Raw genomic sequence first — 15891 nt, forward strand, 5'->3', positions numbered from 1 at the left:
ATTTCATAGTACCAAAGAACAAAATTTTTTGCTAACTTATAACAAATAGCTCATTTTTTCATTTTGGGGTAATTCTGAATTCTTAAGTTGATGGATGTGGGGTAGCACCACACAATAGCAAAGGCAAAACATATTACGTTACTGCAAATGAAGCCTATGTATATGTGAAATGATTTTTAAAACCATCTCCTTTTAAGGGACGGTTTATTTTATCAATGAATATACTATATTAAGAAATTTAAGAGGTGATAATAATTGGATTATTTAATTGAATTAAATCAGTGGGGCATAAAAGAAGGGTTACCTACTAAACCCTATGTAGATGCAGATTATATACAAGCTGATAAGAATATTCAGGGGATAAACAATGCGTTACAATTTGCAGCATCTAATAATTACTCTGAAGTTATTCTTCCAAAAGGCAATTACGCTCTATGTTACCCACGTGAGATTGTTATGGTTTCCGATTTGGATTTTAATTTAAATGGATCAACATTAAAAGTTATATACGATTCTAATAAAAAATCGCCATTTGACAATAGAACAACTACTGATTATTACAACTTCAAAGGGAATAGTATCGTATTTAGTAAAGTCACCAATTCTAATTTATTTGTTGGAACAATAATTGGATGTAGGGACGACAGAAGTTTCTCTAATCCTTTAGAAGTAGCAATGGAGCATACGTATGGTATTCTCTTTCAAAAAAGTTCAAATTATTGTTCTGTGAAAAATTGTAAGGTTCGCGATTATATGGGCGATAATATTTCATTTAGCTCAAACTCGATATTTGATTATGGAGAATTTGATCAAGGTCTTACTTTGAGTACCTTAGATTACAACACTGGACAACCTATTCCTTCTACGAATACACTCACAACAAAGATGTTAAACATACCTCAAGATTTAACACCAAAGATTACTTCCTTTCTTATAGCTGGTGCAGGATACGCTAGAACAACAAATTTAAATAGTAAAGACTTGGATATCTTCTTTTACGATAATAACAACAAATTCATAGGGGTTATGAAGAAAAGAAGAATCTATACAGATATTTCAATCCCAGTTAACGCAATGAAATTTAGACTTCAATTTTATAATGAAAACAATGTAAATAAGAATCTGCAATATACAATTATGTTTGGTGGTATCCCTCACCATAACACTGTTGAAAAATGCGAGGTTTTTAATGGTCATAGGGGTGGTATCACTTTAGGGGGGAATTACAACGAAGTTATAAATAATAAAATCCGCGATAACGGAAAAGGATTGGTTAGGTTTTTGGATGGGAAACCTATTTTCAACGATCCAACTCGTTATTCAATAAACATGGAAGATTCATACGGAGCAAGCTGTACAATAAAAGATAACGAAATTTACGGGAGTTATCACGGCATTTTAGTTGGTTGCTATGATGTCTTAATAGAACATAATCATATTTACAATATAGACTACCTAGCGATTAATCTTTATTCCTTAATGCATGCAACTATTAAGGATAATTTCTTATACAACTGTCAAAATAACATTGGACTCATGACTTCTAATTTTAGTGCGGCATTTGTGAATATTATAGAAAATAGTTTTACAGGCGGTAATATGAATTTAACTAATGATTCGTATAGGGTTTCTTTATCTTACAATCAATACGTAAATCCTGATTTCGTTACATTGGGAGATAATTGCACATTTGATAATAATCACATTATTTTTACAGAAAATCCGACTACCACACCATGGATAAAAGCAAATAAAATAAGAAAATGTACCTTTAAATCGGTTTTAACACAAAGAGAGATGACGTTTAAAGTTAAAGAATATGATAGTTGTAAATTCGAAAATCTACGAGTCAGATCAGAAAACCCTAATACTCAAAATGTAGACGTTTGTGAGTTCACAAGGTCAGAATTTCTTAATTGCGAGTTAAGAAATCATTTGTTTAGTGGGCGTCCAATGAATATTAGAGTTACTAAATCAAAACTTATAGATACAACGTGCGAAGTTGGTATTACAAATGTGGATAATCAAGTACCATACACTACACTGGAAGACTGTGCTATCTCCATTAATACGAAAAATAATTTATTCTTATCTGATACAAATCGTCCATATACAACTTATATAGTAGAGAAATGCAATGTTACTATTGATAATCCAGCATTCGCTGCTCTCTTAGCTTCAGGGGCAGCAGCGGGAGTAAACGAGTTAATTTTAAAAGACAATGGATTTGTTTATACAGGAACAGCACCATTGAATTTAAAATATTACACAAATAAAAATCATATTCGTAACTTCATCAATTCGAATAACACCTTTACAAATATCAATTTACCTGCTGTGAATTAAAGCTGGCTCTTTCGAGTCAGCCCGTTTTTATTCTACATCCACCAATTCATTAAGTTTAAATTCTGTATTCAATCCAAATGAATCCGTATAGTATACCGTTTATATTCTTATACATATTTGCAGTTATAATGCATGACTGTACATAGATGACAAACATTAATGAGTAAATGCACAATAACAATGTTACGATCCATAAGTACTGGACGAGCGGAGCGTTGTTTTTCTGTTAATCCTTCTAATGAAGTTAATATGTACTTTAGCCGTTTTTCTTCCTCTTTAGAAATAAAGTCTTCATCACGTAACGCCCGATTAGGCTGAATCATGAGATTCATATCTTCTAATGGATTAGGTAGGCCTAAATATTGATAAAGTCTACTTAGGACAATATAAACACGATGTATCGTTTTATCAGAGTAATTTCGTTGCTTCTTTAAATCATTAAAATACTCTTCATAACCCTCGGTACTAAGTGTCGTCCATATATTGCGTAAGGGAAGCTTTTTTGATTTTTGCAACCACTGACCAAAATCTTCAATATCATAAACATATCGTTTAATTGTGAAAGGTTTTCTTCCTTTATCTAATAAGAAAGAAGAAAAATGCTGTATTGTGTCTTGAAATTCTTTTGTTGGCATAGCCTTATCATCCTAATCTTTTCTTTTAGTATATCAAATTTTGAAATTAGCTTTACTTACACTACGTAATACATACTGAATTTATGTAAATATTTCTCAATATTATATTATTGCTATATGAGCTATAATATAAGTAATTCTTTTTATTATTTATATTTTGTTATTTTCTGTTGCAGAATCCTTATTATAAGGATTCCTTTTTTGTATCAAAAATCTCCAAAGAAAAAAGATAAGATCGGGAACACAATCTTATCTTTAGTACAAGGAGAATACAAAAGGGATTACTATCTTATTTATATTATATTGTTTTTTGTTAATTTTTTATATCAAAACCATAAATAACAGTTATACCTATATTGAAAAATTTATTACAAAATTAGCTATAAATGATTCAAGAAGTGAATGTAAACTTTTATACAAAATTTCACATTTTAGAAAGGTAAAAAGAGCCCAATTAATTTAGGACTCTTTTTCGTTTTGGGTAATTCTAAATTCTTAAGTTGATGGATGTGAGTACCCCTATAAAAAACAATTATTTACGACGCCTTCTCTTTGCTTTTTTACGCTGATTTGTATGACTATATTTTTTTATATGAGTACTTCTGTTCTTCTTATAATTAGGTAACTTACATATAAGAACAGTAATTGCACAAAAAATGAAAAATATAAAGTTTGCAATCATCCAAAGGTTAATATCATAGTCATATAGCTTACTAAAATACTTTTTGTCACGAGTAATATGACTTACGTTACTGTCAATTGCTTCGAGGGTGTAAGGAATAATCCAAGAGGAACCAATTAATATAACAATTGTTCCAAGAATGAAACTGAGTATATGTTTTATCAAGTTCTATTCTCCTTTAATTATGTTACGTCAGTAAGCGTGATATCTTCTTTTTGTAAAACTCCCCAAAATGTGTATCTTTCTAATTCAGGAGTGACACATATCATCAGTCGCAAATAACAAATAATAGACAATTAATTTTATAAAAAATGTTGATAAAATGCACTCTTCTATTTTTGACACAATCAATAAAATAATTCATCTTTATATATTATTTTATTGATTTCACGGGGTGAAAAACATGCAAAGCAAAGAAGAAATAATAGCGTTTTCGTTAACGGCAGGATTAGTTATACCTGCTGTGGCATTATGTGATGAAGGTCATGAAGAGGAAAAAGGACAGGTTATTTCTGATTTACCATTTGAATATTAATAGGGTTTCCATAGACTCCTGGGTGCAAAGTGAAAATGAAGTAGATTGGTATTATGTCAAGGGGATACTTATGTTTGACCCATCTGATCCTTGTGATAATAATAGCCCTTGGTTGAAGATAGACGGTAGATGGTACTTATTCAACCCTGGTGGAAAGCTAGTTAGGAAAGAAGGTTGGGAACAGTCGTCTGCTAATGGGAAATGGATGTATTGGATTCCTGGAAATTATGGACTTGCAACAAATGAATCAAGGGTAATTGACGGGGTAACATATTACTTCGATAGTAATGGTTATATGAAATAAAAATGAAAGCATCCATTCGGGTGCTTTCATTTTTATTTTGTAGAAATTACACAATGAATGTGAAACTGAAAAAAATGGACATTTGATAAGGTTATAACATACATGTGTATAGGAATGGCTATTTTAGGCGCTGCCGTGATCGGTTTATCGTCTTATTTGTTGTTAAGGGATGATAAGGGGTAACAAAACAAACGAACACAACGAACAAAAAACACCTGAGACTATAGCCCCAGGTAAGTTTGTACCATTTGTAGTATTAAACCAGAGATTTAATCCGCTAGTATCTAAACTAGTGGAATTCAATTCATTATTTTTTCCATTCTGTAAGCTTGACATCCCATAGCAATGCATCTGTATCAATAAATTTAATACTAAGTACATTTGCTTTAGCCAACTCTATCTTAAAGGAACTTGTGGATGTAGATATGCTTTCTTCAGAAAATCGAATGGTTTGTACATCTTTTCCATCAATAGAAAAAATTATCTTACCGGAATGTTTGCTCGCACTATCAGGGATACCGAGATATCCCGAAAGTTTTGCATACTTACCTTTTAGCAAGTATTTAAATTGCTGAGAATTTGTCCCTTTACTACTAAACATATTTAATTTAGGTTCAATTTTTTTATGAGCCACTTCAAAGCTAGTGGAATTGTTAACATTCGGTACATATCCAGTACTTTCTGTCAGTTGATTTAGCGCTATAACGGTTCCATTTTTGGGGGATTGTTGTTCCTTTTCTAATGATTTATTAATTTCACCTACAACTACAAGTACTCCTAATGTCAAGATAAATGCTATTACACCTGTAATAATAAAGTTTTTCAAAGTATTATTAGAGCGAAATCCTATTTTATAGGCACAAAATCCTATCGTAGCACCCATTGCATTCACAATTACATCATCAATGTCAAAACCACCAAGAAAAGTAACCATTTGTAGTACTTCTAGTATAAGAATAGAAATACAGAATGAAGTAATAAATCTAATAAAGCTACAACGATATAACATAGGAATTAATACCCCAAAAGGTATGAATGCTGTTAAATTTCCAAAATTAAAAAACCATAGATTAAAATCTTCTCTATCTACCATATTTGGCAAGCTCAAAGGAATATTACTCGGAATTAACTGGAATTCATATTCATGATTAATATATTTTAATCCCAATCTATCGAAACCAAGGAACATAAAGTAGAGAATCAGAACGGAATATAGTCCTAATATTGCGAGGGTAATGTTACGATGTTTTCCTTTGATAATAAAACCTCCTATTACTAATAATTGTTCGTATTGATAATTTCACAAATTCTCATATTTTAAATATAACAATAAAACTATGTTGGCGTAAGTAGTAATTCGGTTCTGTTGCAAAGTTTTTAAAAGTAAGCTAATCCTTTTACGAAAAAAGGTCCTGTTGTCTCCAACAGAACCTTTCCTAAAATGGCAAAGAGTAACTCTTACCTTACTCTTCTGCTATATAATAAACAAAAAACGTATAGCTGTGTATAACAATAAATCCCAATGTAAACATTTGAATAAAGTGTTTAAAAGTATTTTATCAGAGCTTAATATAAGGAATCAAATTACAAATGTTGATTTATCAATGAATATTAATGATGCGCTATTAAATGATAGTTAATAAATTGATATTACAATAAATAAATATGGGATATTGCATATTCAATTGAAATAGAAAATTACAAGTGGAAAGTGAGGAATAACAATGGGACTAGGAAACCGTGGTATGGCATTTGAAATGCATATTAATCTAGCGAATGAAATGTATCAACGAGGGGGAGTAGCGCTTATAAACAAGCGTCCGACTCCTGTGAAGGTGTTAAAAAGTAAAGGTGGCCGTGTATTAAATGGATTCTATGAAGCAAAAACTACAGAGAATCCTACACGATTAGATAGATAATCTGTTTTATAGGAGTAGCAGATTATCGTTATTCATATTTCCCTGATTGTATCCTTTATTTATCAGGGTCTTTTAAGATAGCCTTTTTTTAGGAGGGAAGTACCAAGCTAACCACTACTCCAGCGTGATCGGACGGCCAGAGAGCGGTTGACGTTCTGTCATGCTGTTCTTCTCCTACCACATCCGCCATAATTGGGTTCCAACCGTTTTTTAACAAAATAAAATCTATTCTTTTGTTTAGAGAGGACGCGGCATTCAATAGATCAGAACCCTGGCAACAGGTAAGTCCTTTTCATTTACCCACCTGTATCCAAACATCTCGAAATCCAGCATTGATAAAATTCCCGTATGTTGGTGTGCTGGTTCCACTAGCATTTGAATTCAAATCTCCTATAATGATTAGCGGTATCTTTAATGCTGGTTATGATGATTTCATTGTAATCTCTGACGTTGATCAGGAGTTTTATAAGAATATCAAGGATAAAAAATGTTATTCAATTAGCTATGATGTGATAAGTTTTGATGATATTGTTTCTGTGAACAAAATGCTGAAAGTAAAAGATATAGATAGTAAAAATATTTCAAGCGAAGTTGCGGCCTTGTAAAGCACCTTTAATAGCCTTAACCGCCTGTTTTTAATAGTATCCATTCTGATTTTAGCAATAGGTCTCTTTATCAGCATCATTCTGCTTGTTAAGTTGCAAAATTCAAGATATAGAGAATTGGGGCTACTATCTGCACTAGGTTTTAGTAAAGGCGCAATACGAAGAATGATACTCAGTGAAAATGTATTGTTATCGGGAATGGCGTCTGTTTTTAATGCTTTTCTAATTAGTTTCACATATTTTATCAGTATTGCTTTTGATCTTGGTTTAGTTATCACGATACTTCAAATGTTTCTTTCCATTTTAGTAACAGCAATTATTGTTATCGTGATCAGCATAACAGCAAGTTATAAGCTTATTAATACTGAGCCTGCTGAGGCACTAAGAAAGTAAAAAATTCATTAGGGGTACCGCTACATGCCCATCGAGCTAAAATTTTGAAATATCCCAAAAGTGAAAATTTTATATCTCTACAGTTATTTATGGGGAATTCAGCTCGTTTTTTTTGTTTTTGTAATAATTTATTACTTGTATGGGGCTTATAAGGGACTATTCAGTGTGGATCGAGAAAATTTAACTACCATATAAAGTGATAAAGTGATAAAGTGTTAGTTGCTGTGCATGTTATTATAAAAAAGAGAGCCTTCCCAAATGATGTTTGTAATAGTTTAGCTTATACGATTTTAGGAAATTAATAGCATTTTATACCGCTATTATTTACCTAATTTCCAAGAAATAGAGGTGATTGTAGGTGACTAAACCTTTTAAAAAAAATAGTCGTTATATGGTTGGATTAGACAGTCTAAGGGGCCTAGCTATACTAGGTGTTATTTTGTATCATATTAATTTTAATTGGATGCCTGGAGGATTTTTAGGGGTTACTGTATTTTTTGTACTCTCAGGTTATTTAATTACAGATATTCTAGCGATGGAGTGGAAGAGAAATAAGAGAATTGATTTGAAGAAATTCTGGCTTAGTAGGGCAAGGAGATTGCTTCCAGCAATGTTTGTTATGCTCGTTATAACGTTGGCCTGGATTACGATTTTTCATAGCTCTTTACTTGAAAAAATGTGTGGAGATTCATTAGCGGCGTTATTTTATGTTAGTAACTGGTGGTATATCTATCATAAATTATCGTACTTTGATAATTTTAACCAGCTTTCTCCATTGAATCATTTTTGGTCGTTAGCAGTTGAGGAACAATTCTATGCTGTTTGGCCGTTTATCATTAGTTTAGGACTTTACCACATAAAAAAACAATCCCGTATGATTTTATTGATTTGTCTGGGAGCTGTTGCTTCAGCTTTAGCGATGGCAATTTTGTATGAACCTGGAACTGATCCGAGCAGAATTTATTATGGCACAGATACGAGGGCCTTTTCTTTACTTATTGGAGCGGCACTTGCCTTACTTTGGCCAAGCAATAGGCTTGCAAATAAAATTATTCCAAAGGCGCGTCTCATTCTTGATGTAGTGGGAGGAACTGCTCTTATTATTATATTGCTTATGTTTTGGAAGACGAATCAATATGATCCGTTTCTATACAATGGAGGAATGGTTCTCTTATCAATTGCAACAGCATTGTTAGTGGCAAATCTTGCTCATCCAGCGAGCCGTATCGCTCAATTTTTACGATTTAGACCTTTACGTTGGATAGGAATAAGGTCGTATGGCATATATCTTTGGCATTATCCAATTCTTACATTGACGACTCCAAAAGTAAATACTGGGGATTTTTCACTAATAAGAGCAATTCTTCAATTTCTTCTCATTATAATGATTGCGCAAATTTCATGGAAGTATATTGAAAAACCAATCCGACAAGGTGCGCTTCGAAATATTCAGTTTAAGAATTTAAGACTTCAAAATGTCGCTTTAGGTGTTAAGTTAGCTTTAATTTGTGCAGTATTCGTTTCGTCGATAGCCGTCTTTGGGTTATCAAAAGTTAGTAAGGCCAAGGAGAATCCGCAACTAGATAAGGTGGAAGCAGTACAAACACAACCGGCGAAACATCCAGTTGCAGTTTGGGAAAATCCAATTCAAGAGACGCCCAAGAATCAAGAAGAATCAAAAGAAGTAGATTCTGCGCAACCTAAAAATTCTCCCAGCATTACAGCGATAGGCGATTCCGTTATGATTGATATTGCTCCATATTTAAAAAATACTTTTCCTGATATTAGGATTGATGCACAGATTGGTCGCCAGCTGTCAAAAGCGATTCCTATAGTTGAACAGTTAAAGAATGAAGGGAATTTAGGAAACTATGTCATTATTGGGCTAGGTACAAATGGAGCCTTTACTACGGAGCAACTTGTATCATTAATAAATTTAATTGGGAATGAACGTAAAATGATATTTATTAATACGAGGGTACCACGTCCGTGGGAATCAATCGTGAATGAGAGATTAAAAGCGACAACATCTGAATATCCGAATATAACTCTAGTAGATTGGTATGCAGCAAGTGCTGGAAAGGGAGACTACTTTGCACCTGATGGTGTGCATTTAACCAAAGTAGGTGCAGAAGCATACGCAGCACTTGTAGCCAAAGCGGTGAATCAATAATTAGATATATTTTATTAACTTCTTTTGCAAAATTAACTGAAATGTAAAAGATCTATGGTTGAGGAAGACAAATTTTTTGCAGTCATCAATAATTTCTGTAATTCATTATACGTCGAAAAAGCGAAGTTTGGTTGAAGACTCCGTCTTTTTTATACAGGGCATGAATGGTTTCGATGCCTTTTACTATACGTGAGGCATGACGAATGTTTAGAAATCCTGCGGATTTGGAAAAGTGTCTGTCGCTTTACATGTCGCTGGTCCTGTTCTGTGAGATTATTTATAGGAAGAAAGAATGTAACTTCCTAACTTTAAAAATAAGCCCAAAGAATTATTTAATTCTTTGGGCTTATTTTTGGTTCTGGTGCAAAAATGATTACGTAGATAATCCAACATGAATGTTATATTCTCATGAGAATGAGTTGTTCGGAAGTCAATATAAAAATCCGTATTTTTATACTTTGTAAAGATTGAACGTTCGTAATTACTCTCATATTTTTGTGTATATTTTGACAGCATTCGAGGTTTGCACCAGAACCCTCTAATTGTACCATCAGCAAGGACAATTTTGTGCAAATTTGGATGAATAGGACATCCATGTAAAGTTAACATAACGTCCCATTATCGGTAGAAAAAATGTTATAGCCTTAATTACATAAAGAAAAAGAATCCCTTATGGTTTCTAGGATTCTTTTTCTTGTTTAAAGTTTGCTCACACAAATGATCTGCACATCAATTCATCTTTGATATACAGATCATTTGTATGATAATTCTTATAAATAATTGCTAAATGATAAGCCTACATAAATGCTTTTAAAAGTTCTTGAACGAATGGAAGTACTCCACCTACAAATTTCAAAATTGCCATTGCGATTTCCATAATCATTTCCTCCTTTTTTATATTAAGATATTATGAATCTTTATACTCTCATTATAGTAAGTGCTTATATAGATAGCAGTTTATTTTAATATGCAATATTACACATTAAAAGACGGCTTATATTGTTATGATAGAAAAGGTAAATTCTACAGCATTTTTCGATGTACTGCGAAGCTAATGATTATGAAAGTTCCAGTAGGTAAAAAGGGAGAAGGATTTTTATAATTCTTTTCCCTTTTTATATGTTCACAAACAGAACATATATATAATAAGAGAGTGGTTGTATACGATTATTTATTTCACTCCCTTTTCCTCATATCTCTTTACAACCCGATAAAAAGGTTCGACTTGAGGGGAACGAAGAAACTTATATATCATTATTAAATTATTTAAACAAGTAGGTGATAGTATGGGAACATTGTTAGAGGAATGTATTGAAACTTTGGGACAGAATATAAGAATCTTATCTAAAGAAGAAAGAGAAATGGTTCTTATAAATTTTGAAACTAATTTTTATATTACACAAGGGGGACGTATTGAATGGTCAAAAATAACTCAGTGCATTGAAATAAATACAATTGATGAATAATTTCATATTTGAATAGTTGTTACGATGAATATAATAAGAAGGTTTATTTAATTTGGGATGAAGGGAAATTACCAATTAGTAAGACAGACTTAGATAAGGTTTTCGAAGTAATAGACGATGTTAATGCGGTTAGCTTTGATACTTGGATATATGGGTTCTGGTGCGAAAATTTCAAGACTATTGCAAGTAATCTCCTAAACTTGGACATACTGATAGTATGATTCTAAAAAAGGTGCGTGATCAGTATGGAAAAATTACAGAAGACAGAAGGTGTGCGGTATGAGTTTACTAGATAGTATCAAAATTGCCCTATCTTCTATTCTAGCTCATAAGCTGCGCTCAGCCCTTACAATGCTTGGGATTATTATCGGTGTAGGTTCTATTATTACCGTTGTTGCGATTGGACAGGGCGGGGAAGCTGCATTAAAATCACAATTTGTTGGTTCTGGAAATAGTGTGATTTCTATTCAGTATAAGGCCAACATGAATGATTCATCCGGTATGGAATCAATAGGACAACCGAAATTGACAGAAGAAGATATTCTTGAAATTAAGAAGATTCCAGAGATTGTACATGTAATTAAGACAAATTCAAATATGGAAACACTAGATGTTAATGATAAAAAAGAAATGGTAAATATAAAAGGGCTAGACGATGAATACTTTGCTGTAAATAAAGTTAAGGTGAAAAAAGGTCGTTCTTTAAATGATACAGATATTGAACAAGGAAATAATGTTGTCATGATTAGCGCGGGTTTAAAAAAAAGGATATTTGAAAAAGAGAATCCCATTGGAAAAATCATTGAGATGAAAGGCCAACCAATGCAAATCGTTGGTGTATATGAAGCTACAGGTGGATTTATGGGAATGGGAGATTCCGAGGCGTTATTTCATTAACGTTATGGCCAACGTTGTATGGAACAGATGAAATTCAAAGTATTTCTGTCCAAGCTAAAAAAATCGATAATTTAGATGCCGCTGGAAAGAAAGCAGCTGATGTATTAAATAGTCGTAAGCAAAGTGAGTTTACAGGTAAATATGAGGTACTAAACTTAAAAGAAATTCAAGAGGGTATTTCTAAAATGACAAATATCATGACGATGATTATTGGTGGTATCGGTGTTATGAACATTATGCTTGTATCTGTAACAGAGCGTGCTCGTGAGATTGGGGTACGTAAAGCACTTGGAGCAACGCGTAGTAAAATCTTACTACAGTTCTTAATTGAAGCTGTTATGTTAACGCTTCTTGGGGGACTAATTGGAATTGGCCTTGGTTATGGAGGTGCATATATTGTGTCAACATTTGCAAAATGGCCACCACTTGTTTCATGGCAAGTAGTCGTTGGCGGTGTGTTATTCTCTATGAGACTTGGTATTATTTTCGGGTTGATTCCAGCGAACAAAGCAGCAAAATTAGATCCAATTGAAGCCCTTCGTTATGAATAAGTTTATTAGTAGAAAGCTCTTTATTTAATGTGGTTCTGATAAAAAGATAAAACAAAAAAGAATCCCTCGTTCCTTTTGGGATTCTTTTTTGTTTGCAAAGGTATGTTTATCCGAACACACATAAATTTACAAGGTTTTTAAACACAAAAATAGGAGGCATTTTATGATTTTTTGTTCAACATTACCGTATACAGAAATGTACAAAGAAAGAATATGCAATATTGCATTTTACATTATTTCATCGAGATAATATGTTATTTATTGAATGTAATATATAAATGGAGGAAATGTTATGAACAAGAAATCAAGGTTTACCCAAATGATGCTCGGTATTAGTACAATGGCCTTATCATTTGGAAGTATCCAAACACAAGTATCAGCGGAAGAAAACACACCTTATAATGTGTTACAAAAGAAACCAATTGGGATAGAAACTTCAACAGATGAAATTGCACATTCTACAAAAGCAGACGAAACATTGTCTTATGAAGAACGTTTAAAAGTGAACGATTTTTCACAACGTCCAGCTCCGGTCGTGAAACGAGCAGCGGCAAAACAATTTCAGCAAAAGTATTCTGTGGCAGAGCTGAATAGAATGAGTAATGACGAATTCATCGATACATTGGCAAGTATTAGTTGGAATCAAATTACAGATTTAGATCAATTTAATCAAGAAACAAAAGAGTTTTATCAGAATAAAGAGCGAATACAGGTTATTATTGATGAATTAGGTCGTCGTGGAAGCACATTTACAAAAGATGATACAAAAGGGATTGAGACGTTTGCTGAAGTATTACGTTCCATATCTTATGTAGGCTTTAATAATAAAGAGGTAAGCTATTTAAATGAGCGAAGCTTTCATGATAAATGTTTACCTGCATTAAAAGCAATTGCAAAAAATCCGAATTTTAAATTTGGTACAGATAAACAGGATGCAGTGGTATCTGCATACGGTAAATTAATTAGAAACGCTTCTTGTGATGCTGAAACAGTTCAATATGCGGCGAATATATTAAAGCAATATAACGATAATATTTCCACATATATAAGTGATAAGAAGAAAGGGGACGCCTTGTTTGAGCTTATACAAGGGATTGATGATGATATACAGTCTTACTTGTTTGAGACACGTAAAAAAGCGGATGAAACAATATGGTATGGGAAAATTGATGGTTACATAAATGAAGTTAGTCGAATGGCTCTTTTGAACCATCTAACAACAGAAAATAAATGGTTAATTAATAATGGTATATATTATACTGGTCGTTTAGGGAATTTCCATAGTAATCCAAATAAACCTTTAGAAGTACTTACACAAGCAATGCATATGTACCCTCGTTTAAGTGAGGCTTATTTTAATGCGGTAGAGCAAATTTCAACAAACTATGGTGGTAAAGATTATAACGGAAATACAGTAGATTTCAAGAAAATACGTGAAGAAGGCCAGCAGCAGTACTTACCAAAAACGTATACATTCGATGACGGCTCTATTGTATTTAAAACAGGAGATAAAGTAACGGAAGAAAAGGTTAAGAAACTATATTGGGCTGCAAAAGAAGTAAAAGCGCAGTATCATCGTGTAATTGGAAAAGATGGAGCGTTAGAATCAGAGAAAGCTGATGATGTACTGACAATCGTCATTTATAATAATCCAGATGAATATAAACGAAATAGCCAACTATATGGATATGATACGAATAATGGTGGAATTTATATTGAAGGAATCGGAACGTTCTTTACATTTGAGCGTACACCGCAGCAAAGTCGTTATAGTTTGGAAGAATTGTTCCGTCATGAATTTACACACTATTTACAGGGAAGATACGAAGTTCCAGGATCATGGGGACAAGGAGAAATGTATCAAGATCAACGTTTGACTTGGTTTGAAGAAGGAAATGCAGAATTTTTTGCAGGATCTACTCGTACGAATAATGTTGTTCCGCGCAAAAGTATAATTAGTGGATTATCATCTGATCCTGCGAAACGTTATACAGCAGAACGAACATTATTTTCGAAATATGGAGAAGGAGAAGGAGACGAAAAATGGGACTTTTATAATTATTCTTTTGCACTGCAGTCTTACTTATATACTCATCAATTTGAAACTTTCGATAAGATTCAAGATTTCATTCGTGCAAATGATGTGAAGAATTATGATGCATATCGTGAAGCTTTAAGTAAGGATCCAAATTTAAATAAAGGATACCAAGACTATATGAAGCAGTTAATTGATAATCAGGGTACATATAATACTCCGCAAGTATCAGATGATTATTTAGCTACCCCTTCACTAAAGCCACTAGCTGATGTAAAGAAAGACATTACAGATGTAGCAAAGATAAAAGATGCAACGATTACAAAGCATAAGTCTCAATTTTTTGATACGTTTACATTAGAAGGGACATATACAGGTGGCGTAACAAAAGGAGAATCTGAGGATTGGAAAACGATGAGCAAGAAAATCAATCAATCTTTAGAACAGTTAGCGCAAAAAGAATGGAGCGGCTACAAAACAGTTACAGCGTATTTTGTCAATTATCGTGTGAATGCGAACAATCAATTTGATTACGATGTTGTATTCCATGGCGTTGCAACGGGAGAAGAAGAAAAACAGACAATTAAAGTAAATATGAATGGGCCATACAATGAGATGTTAAATGAAAAAGTTGAGTTTCATAGCGATGGTACAGAAAGCACAGGTGGAAAAATTGTTTCTTATCTCTGGGATTTTGGGGATGGTACAACAAGTACAGAAGCAAATCCTACTCATGTATATGGAAAAGAGGGAACATATACTGCAAAGCTAACAGTGAAAGATAATAAAGGAAAAGTAGGCCGAGGACAAACATCGGTTACCGTAAAACAGGATGAGCCAGCAGGTCATAACTATCAAAATGCAAAGGTAATTCGTTTTAATAAGCTTTCAAAAGGAAATATGGATCGTCCGAATTTGGCGTATATGCACACATTCAATGTCACATCTCCAAAAGAAGTAGATATTTCTTTTATAGATGAACAGGGAATTGGGATACAATGGGATGTATATCACGAATCAGATTTAGAACATCCTGTTATTACGGGCCAAGCGGATGGAAATAATATAAAAGGGAAATTTGAAGCGAAACCTGGGAAGTATTATTTAGTCTCATTTTTTGAAAAGGAAAACGGAAAGGGAACATACTCATTAGTAGTAAAATAACTTCATTTAATTATATCACGACGAACCGTAATGAATAAGAGACTGTTGTTGTTCCTTGATTATTTGTTTAACAAAGAATAATGTAATATTCGAGAAAAAATTGAATGAAATAAAAAAGAATCCCTTATGATTGAACTGTACCCCGAATCATGGACACTTAAAAAAAGCCCCATGATTCGGGGTTTT

11 protein-coding genes and 5 pseudogenes are annotated in these 15891 nt (G+C 32.9%); 12 read left to right on the plus strand and 4 right to left on the minus strand.

What is annotated here, in order from left to right; all coding sequences use genetic code 11:
- Positions 1-110: 110 nt before the first annotated feature.
- Together CQ058_RS28925 and CQ058_RS28930 are read left to right on the plus strand one after the other, a co-directional pair.
- Positions 111-173: pseudogene (locus CQ058_RS28925) on the plus strand (N-acetylmuramoyl-L-alanine amidase); the annotation flags it as partial.
- Between the two features lie 82 nt (positions 174-255).
- Positions 256-2346 (plus strand): right-handed parallel beta-helix repeat-containing protein, encoded by a 2091-nt coding sequence (locus tag CQ058_RS28930; RefSeq protein ID WP_002191586.1) that lies wholly within the window; start codon positions 256-258, stop codon positions 2344-2346.
- Between the two features lie 155 nt (positions 2347-2501).
- Here CQ058_RS28930 and CQ058_RS28935 read toward each other — a convergent pair.
- Together CQ058_RS28935 and CQ058_RS28945 are read right to left on the minus strand one after the other, a co-directional pair.
- A pseudogene (locus tag CQ058_RS28935) lies at positions 2502-2981 on the minus strand (site-specific integrase); the annotation flags it as partial.
- A gap of 532 nt (positions 2982-3513) precedes the next feature.
- Complete coding sequence (locus CQ058_RS28945; protein ID WP_000589781.1) at positions 3514-3828, minus strand: hypothetical protein; 315 nt, start codon at positions 3826-3828, stop codon at positions 3514-3516.
- A 238-nt stretch (positions 3829-4066) separates the two neighbouring features.
- Between CQ058_RS28945 and CQ058_RS32525 the strand changes: the two genes are divergently transcribed.
- Positions 4067-4198, plus strand: a complete 132-nt coding sequence (locus CQ058_RS32525; RefSeq protein WP_258169578.1) for a hypothetical protein — start codon at positions 4067-4069, stop codon at positions 4196-4198.
- Between the two features lie 70 nt (positions 4199-4268).
- Positions 4269-4502, plus strand: a complete 234-nt coding sequence (locus CQ058_RS28950; RefSeq protein WP_002191584.1) for a hypothetical protein — start codon at positions 4269-4271, stop codon at positions 4500-4502.
- Between the two features lie 307 nt (positions 4503-4809).
- Here CQ058_RS28950 and CQ058_RS28955 read toward each other — a convergent pair whose 3' ends face one another.
- Positions 4810-5706, minus strand: a complete 897-nt coding sequence (locus CQ058_RS28955) for a VanZ family protein (protein ID WP_258169579.1) — start codon at positions 5704-5706, stop codon at positions 4810-4812.
- Between the two features lie 520 nt (positions 5707-6226).
- Between CQ058_RS28955 and CQ058_RS28960 the strand changes: the two are divergent.
- The 4 genes and pseudogenes from CQ058_RS28960 to CQ058_RS28970 form a co-directional block, all read left to right on the plus strand.
- Positions 6227-6394 (plus strand): annotated as a pseudogene (locus CQ058_RS28960) (Holliday junction resolvase RecU); the annotation flags it as partial.
- Between the two features lie 359 nt (positions 6395-6753).
- Positions 6754-7026, plus strand: a complete 273-nt coding sequence (locus CQ058_RS32010; RefSeq protein ID WP_157380024.1) for a hypothetical protein — start codon at positions 6754-6756, stop codon at positions 7024-7026.
- A gap of 45 nt (positions 7027-7071) precedes the next feature.
- The gene (locus tag CQ058_RS28965) at positions 7072-7419 is read left to right on the plus strand and encodes an FtsX-like permease family protein (protein WP_308729293.1); all 348 of its coding nucleotides are present in this window, start codon (positions 7072-7074) and stop codon (positions 7417-7419) included.
- Between the two features lie 358 nt (positions 7420-7777).
- The gene (locus tag CQ058_RS28970) at positions 7778-9592 is read left to right on the plus strand and encodes an acyltransferase family protein (protein ID WP_002187480.1); all 1815 of its coding nucleotides are present in this window, start codon (positions 7778-7780) and stop codon (positions 9590-9592) included.
- A 32-nt stretch (positions 9593-9624) separates the two neighbouring features.
- Here CQ058_RS28970 and CQ058_RS32530 read toward each other — a convergent pair.
- A pseudogene (locus tag CQ058_RS32530) lies at positions 9625-9873 on the minus strand (hypothetical protein); the annotation flags it as partial.
- Positions 9874-10878: 1005 nt separating this feature from the next.
- Here CQ058_RS32530 and CQ058_RS28980 point away from each other — a divergent pair.
- The 4 genes and pseudogenes from CQ058_RS28980 to colA all read left to right on the plus strand — a co-directional run bounded on the left by CQ058_RS28980 (position 10879) and on the right by colA (position 15705).
- Positions 10879-11058, plus strand: a complete 180-nt coding sequence (locus CQ058_RS28980) for a CDI toxin immunity protein (protein ID WP_002187481.1) — start codon at positions 10879-10881, stop codon at positions 11056-11058.
- An 8-nt stretch (positions 11059-11066) separates the two neighbouring features.
- The gene (locus CQ058_RS33100; protein ID WP_419761141.1) at positions 11067-11279 is read left to right on the plus strand and encodes a CDI toxin immunity protein; all 213 of its coding nucleotides are present in this window, start codon (positions 11067-11069) and stop codon (positions 11277-11279) included.
- Positions 11280-11337: 58 nt separating this feature from the next.
- Positions 11338-12506: pseudogene (locus CQ058_RS32535) on the plus strand (ABC transporter permease).
- 292 nt (positions 12507-12798) lie between these two features.
- The gene (gene colA / locus CQ058_RS28990) at positions 12799-15705 is read left to right on the plus strand and encodes a collagenase ColA (protein WP_105590147.1); all 2907 of its coding nucleotides are present in this window, start codon (positions 12799-12801) and stop codon (positions 15703-15705) included.
- Positions 15706-15891: the final 186 nt, after the last annotated feature.

The organism is Bacillus sp. MYb56 (assembly GCF_002976445.1).
Lineage (GTDB): Bacteria > Bacillota > Bacilli > Bacillales > Bacillaceae_G > Bacillus_A > Bacillus_A mycoides.

Coding starts and splice junctions, on each gene's coding strand:
- CQ058_RS32525 (WP_258169578.1), top strand. CDS start 4,067: ATGCAAAGCAAAGAAGAAATAATAGCGTTTTCGTTAACGGCAGGATTA.
- CQ058_RS28950 (WP_002191584.1), top strand. CDS start 4,269: ATGTTTGACCCATCTGATCCTTGTGATAATAATAGCCCTTGGTTGAAG.
- colA (WP_105590147.1), top strand. CDS start 12,799: ATGAACAAGAAATCAAGGTTTACCCAAATGATGCTCGGTATTAGTACA.
- CQ058_RS28980 (WP_002187481.1), top strand. CDS start 10,879: ATGGGAACATTGTTAGAGGAATGTATTGAAACTTTGGGACAGAATATA.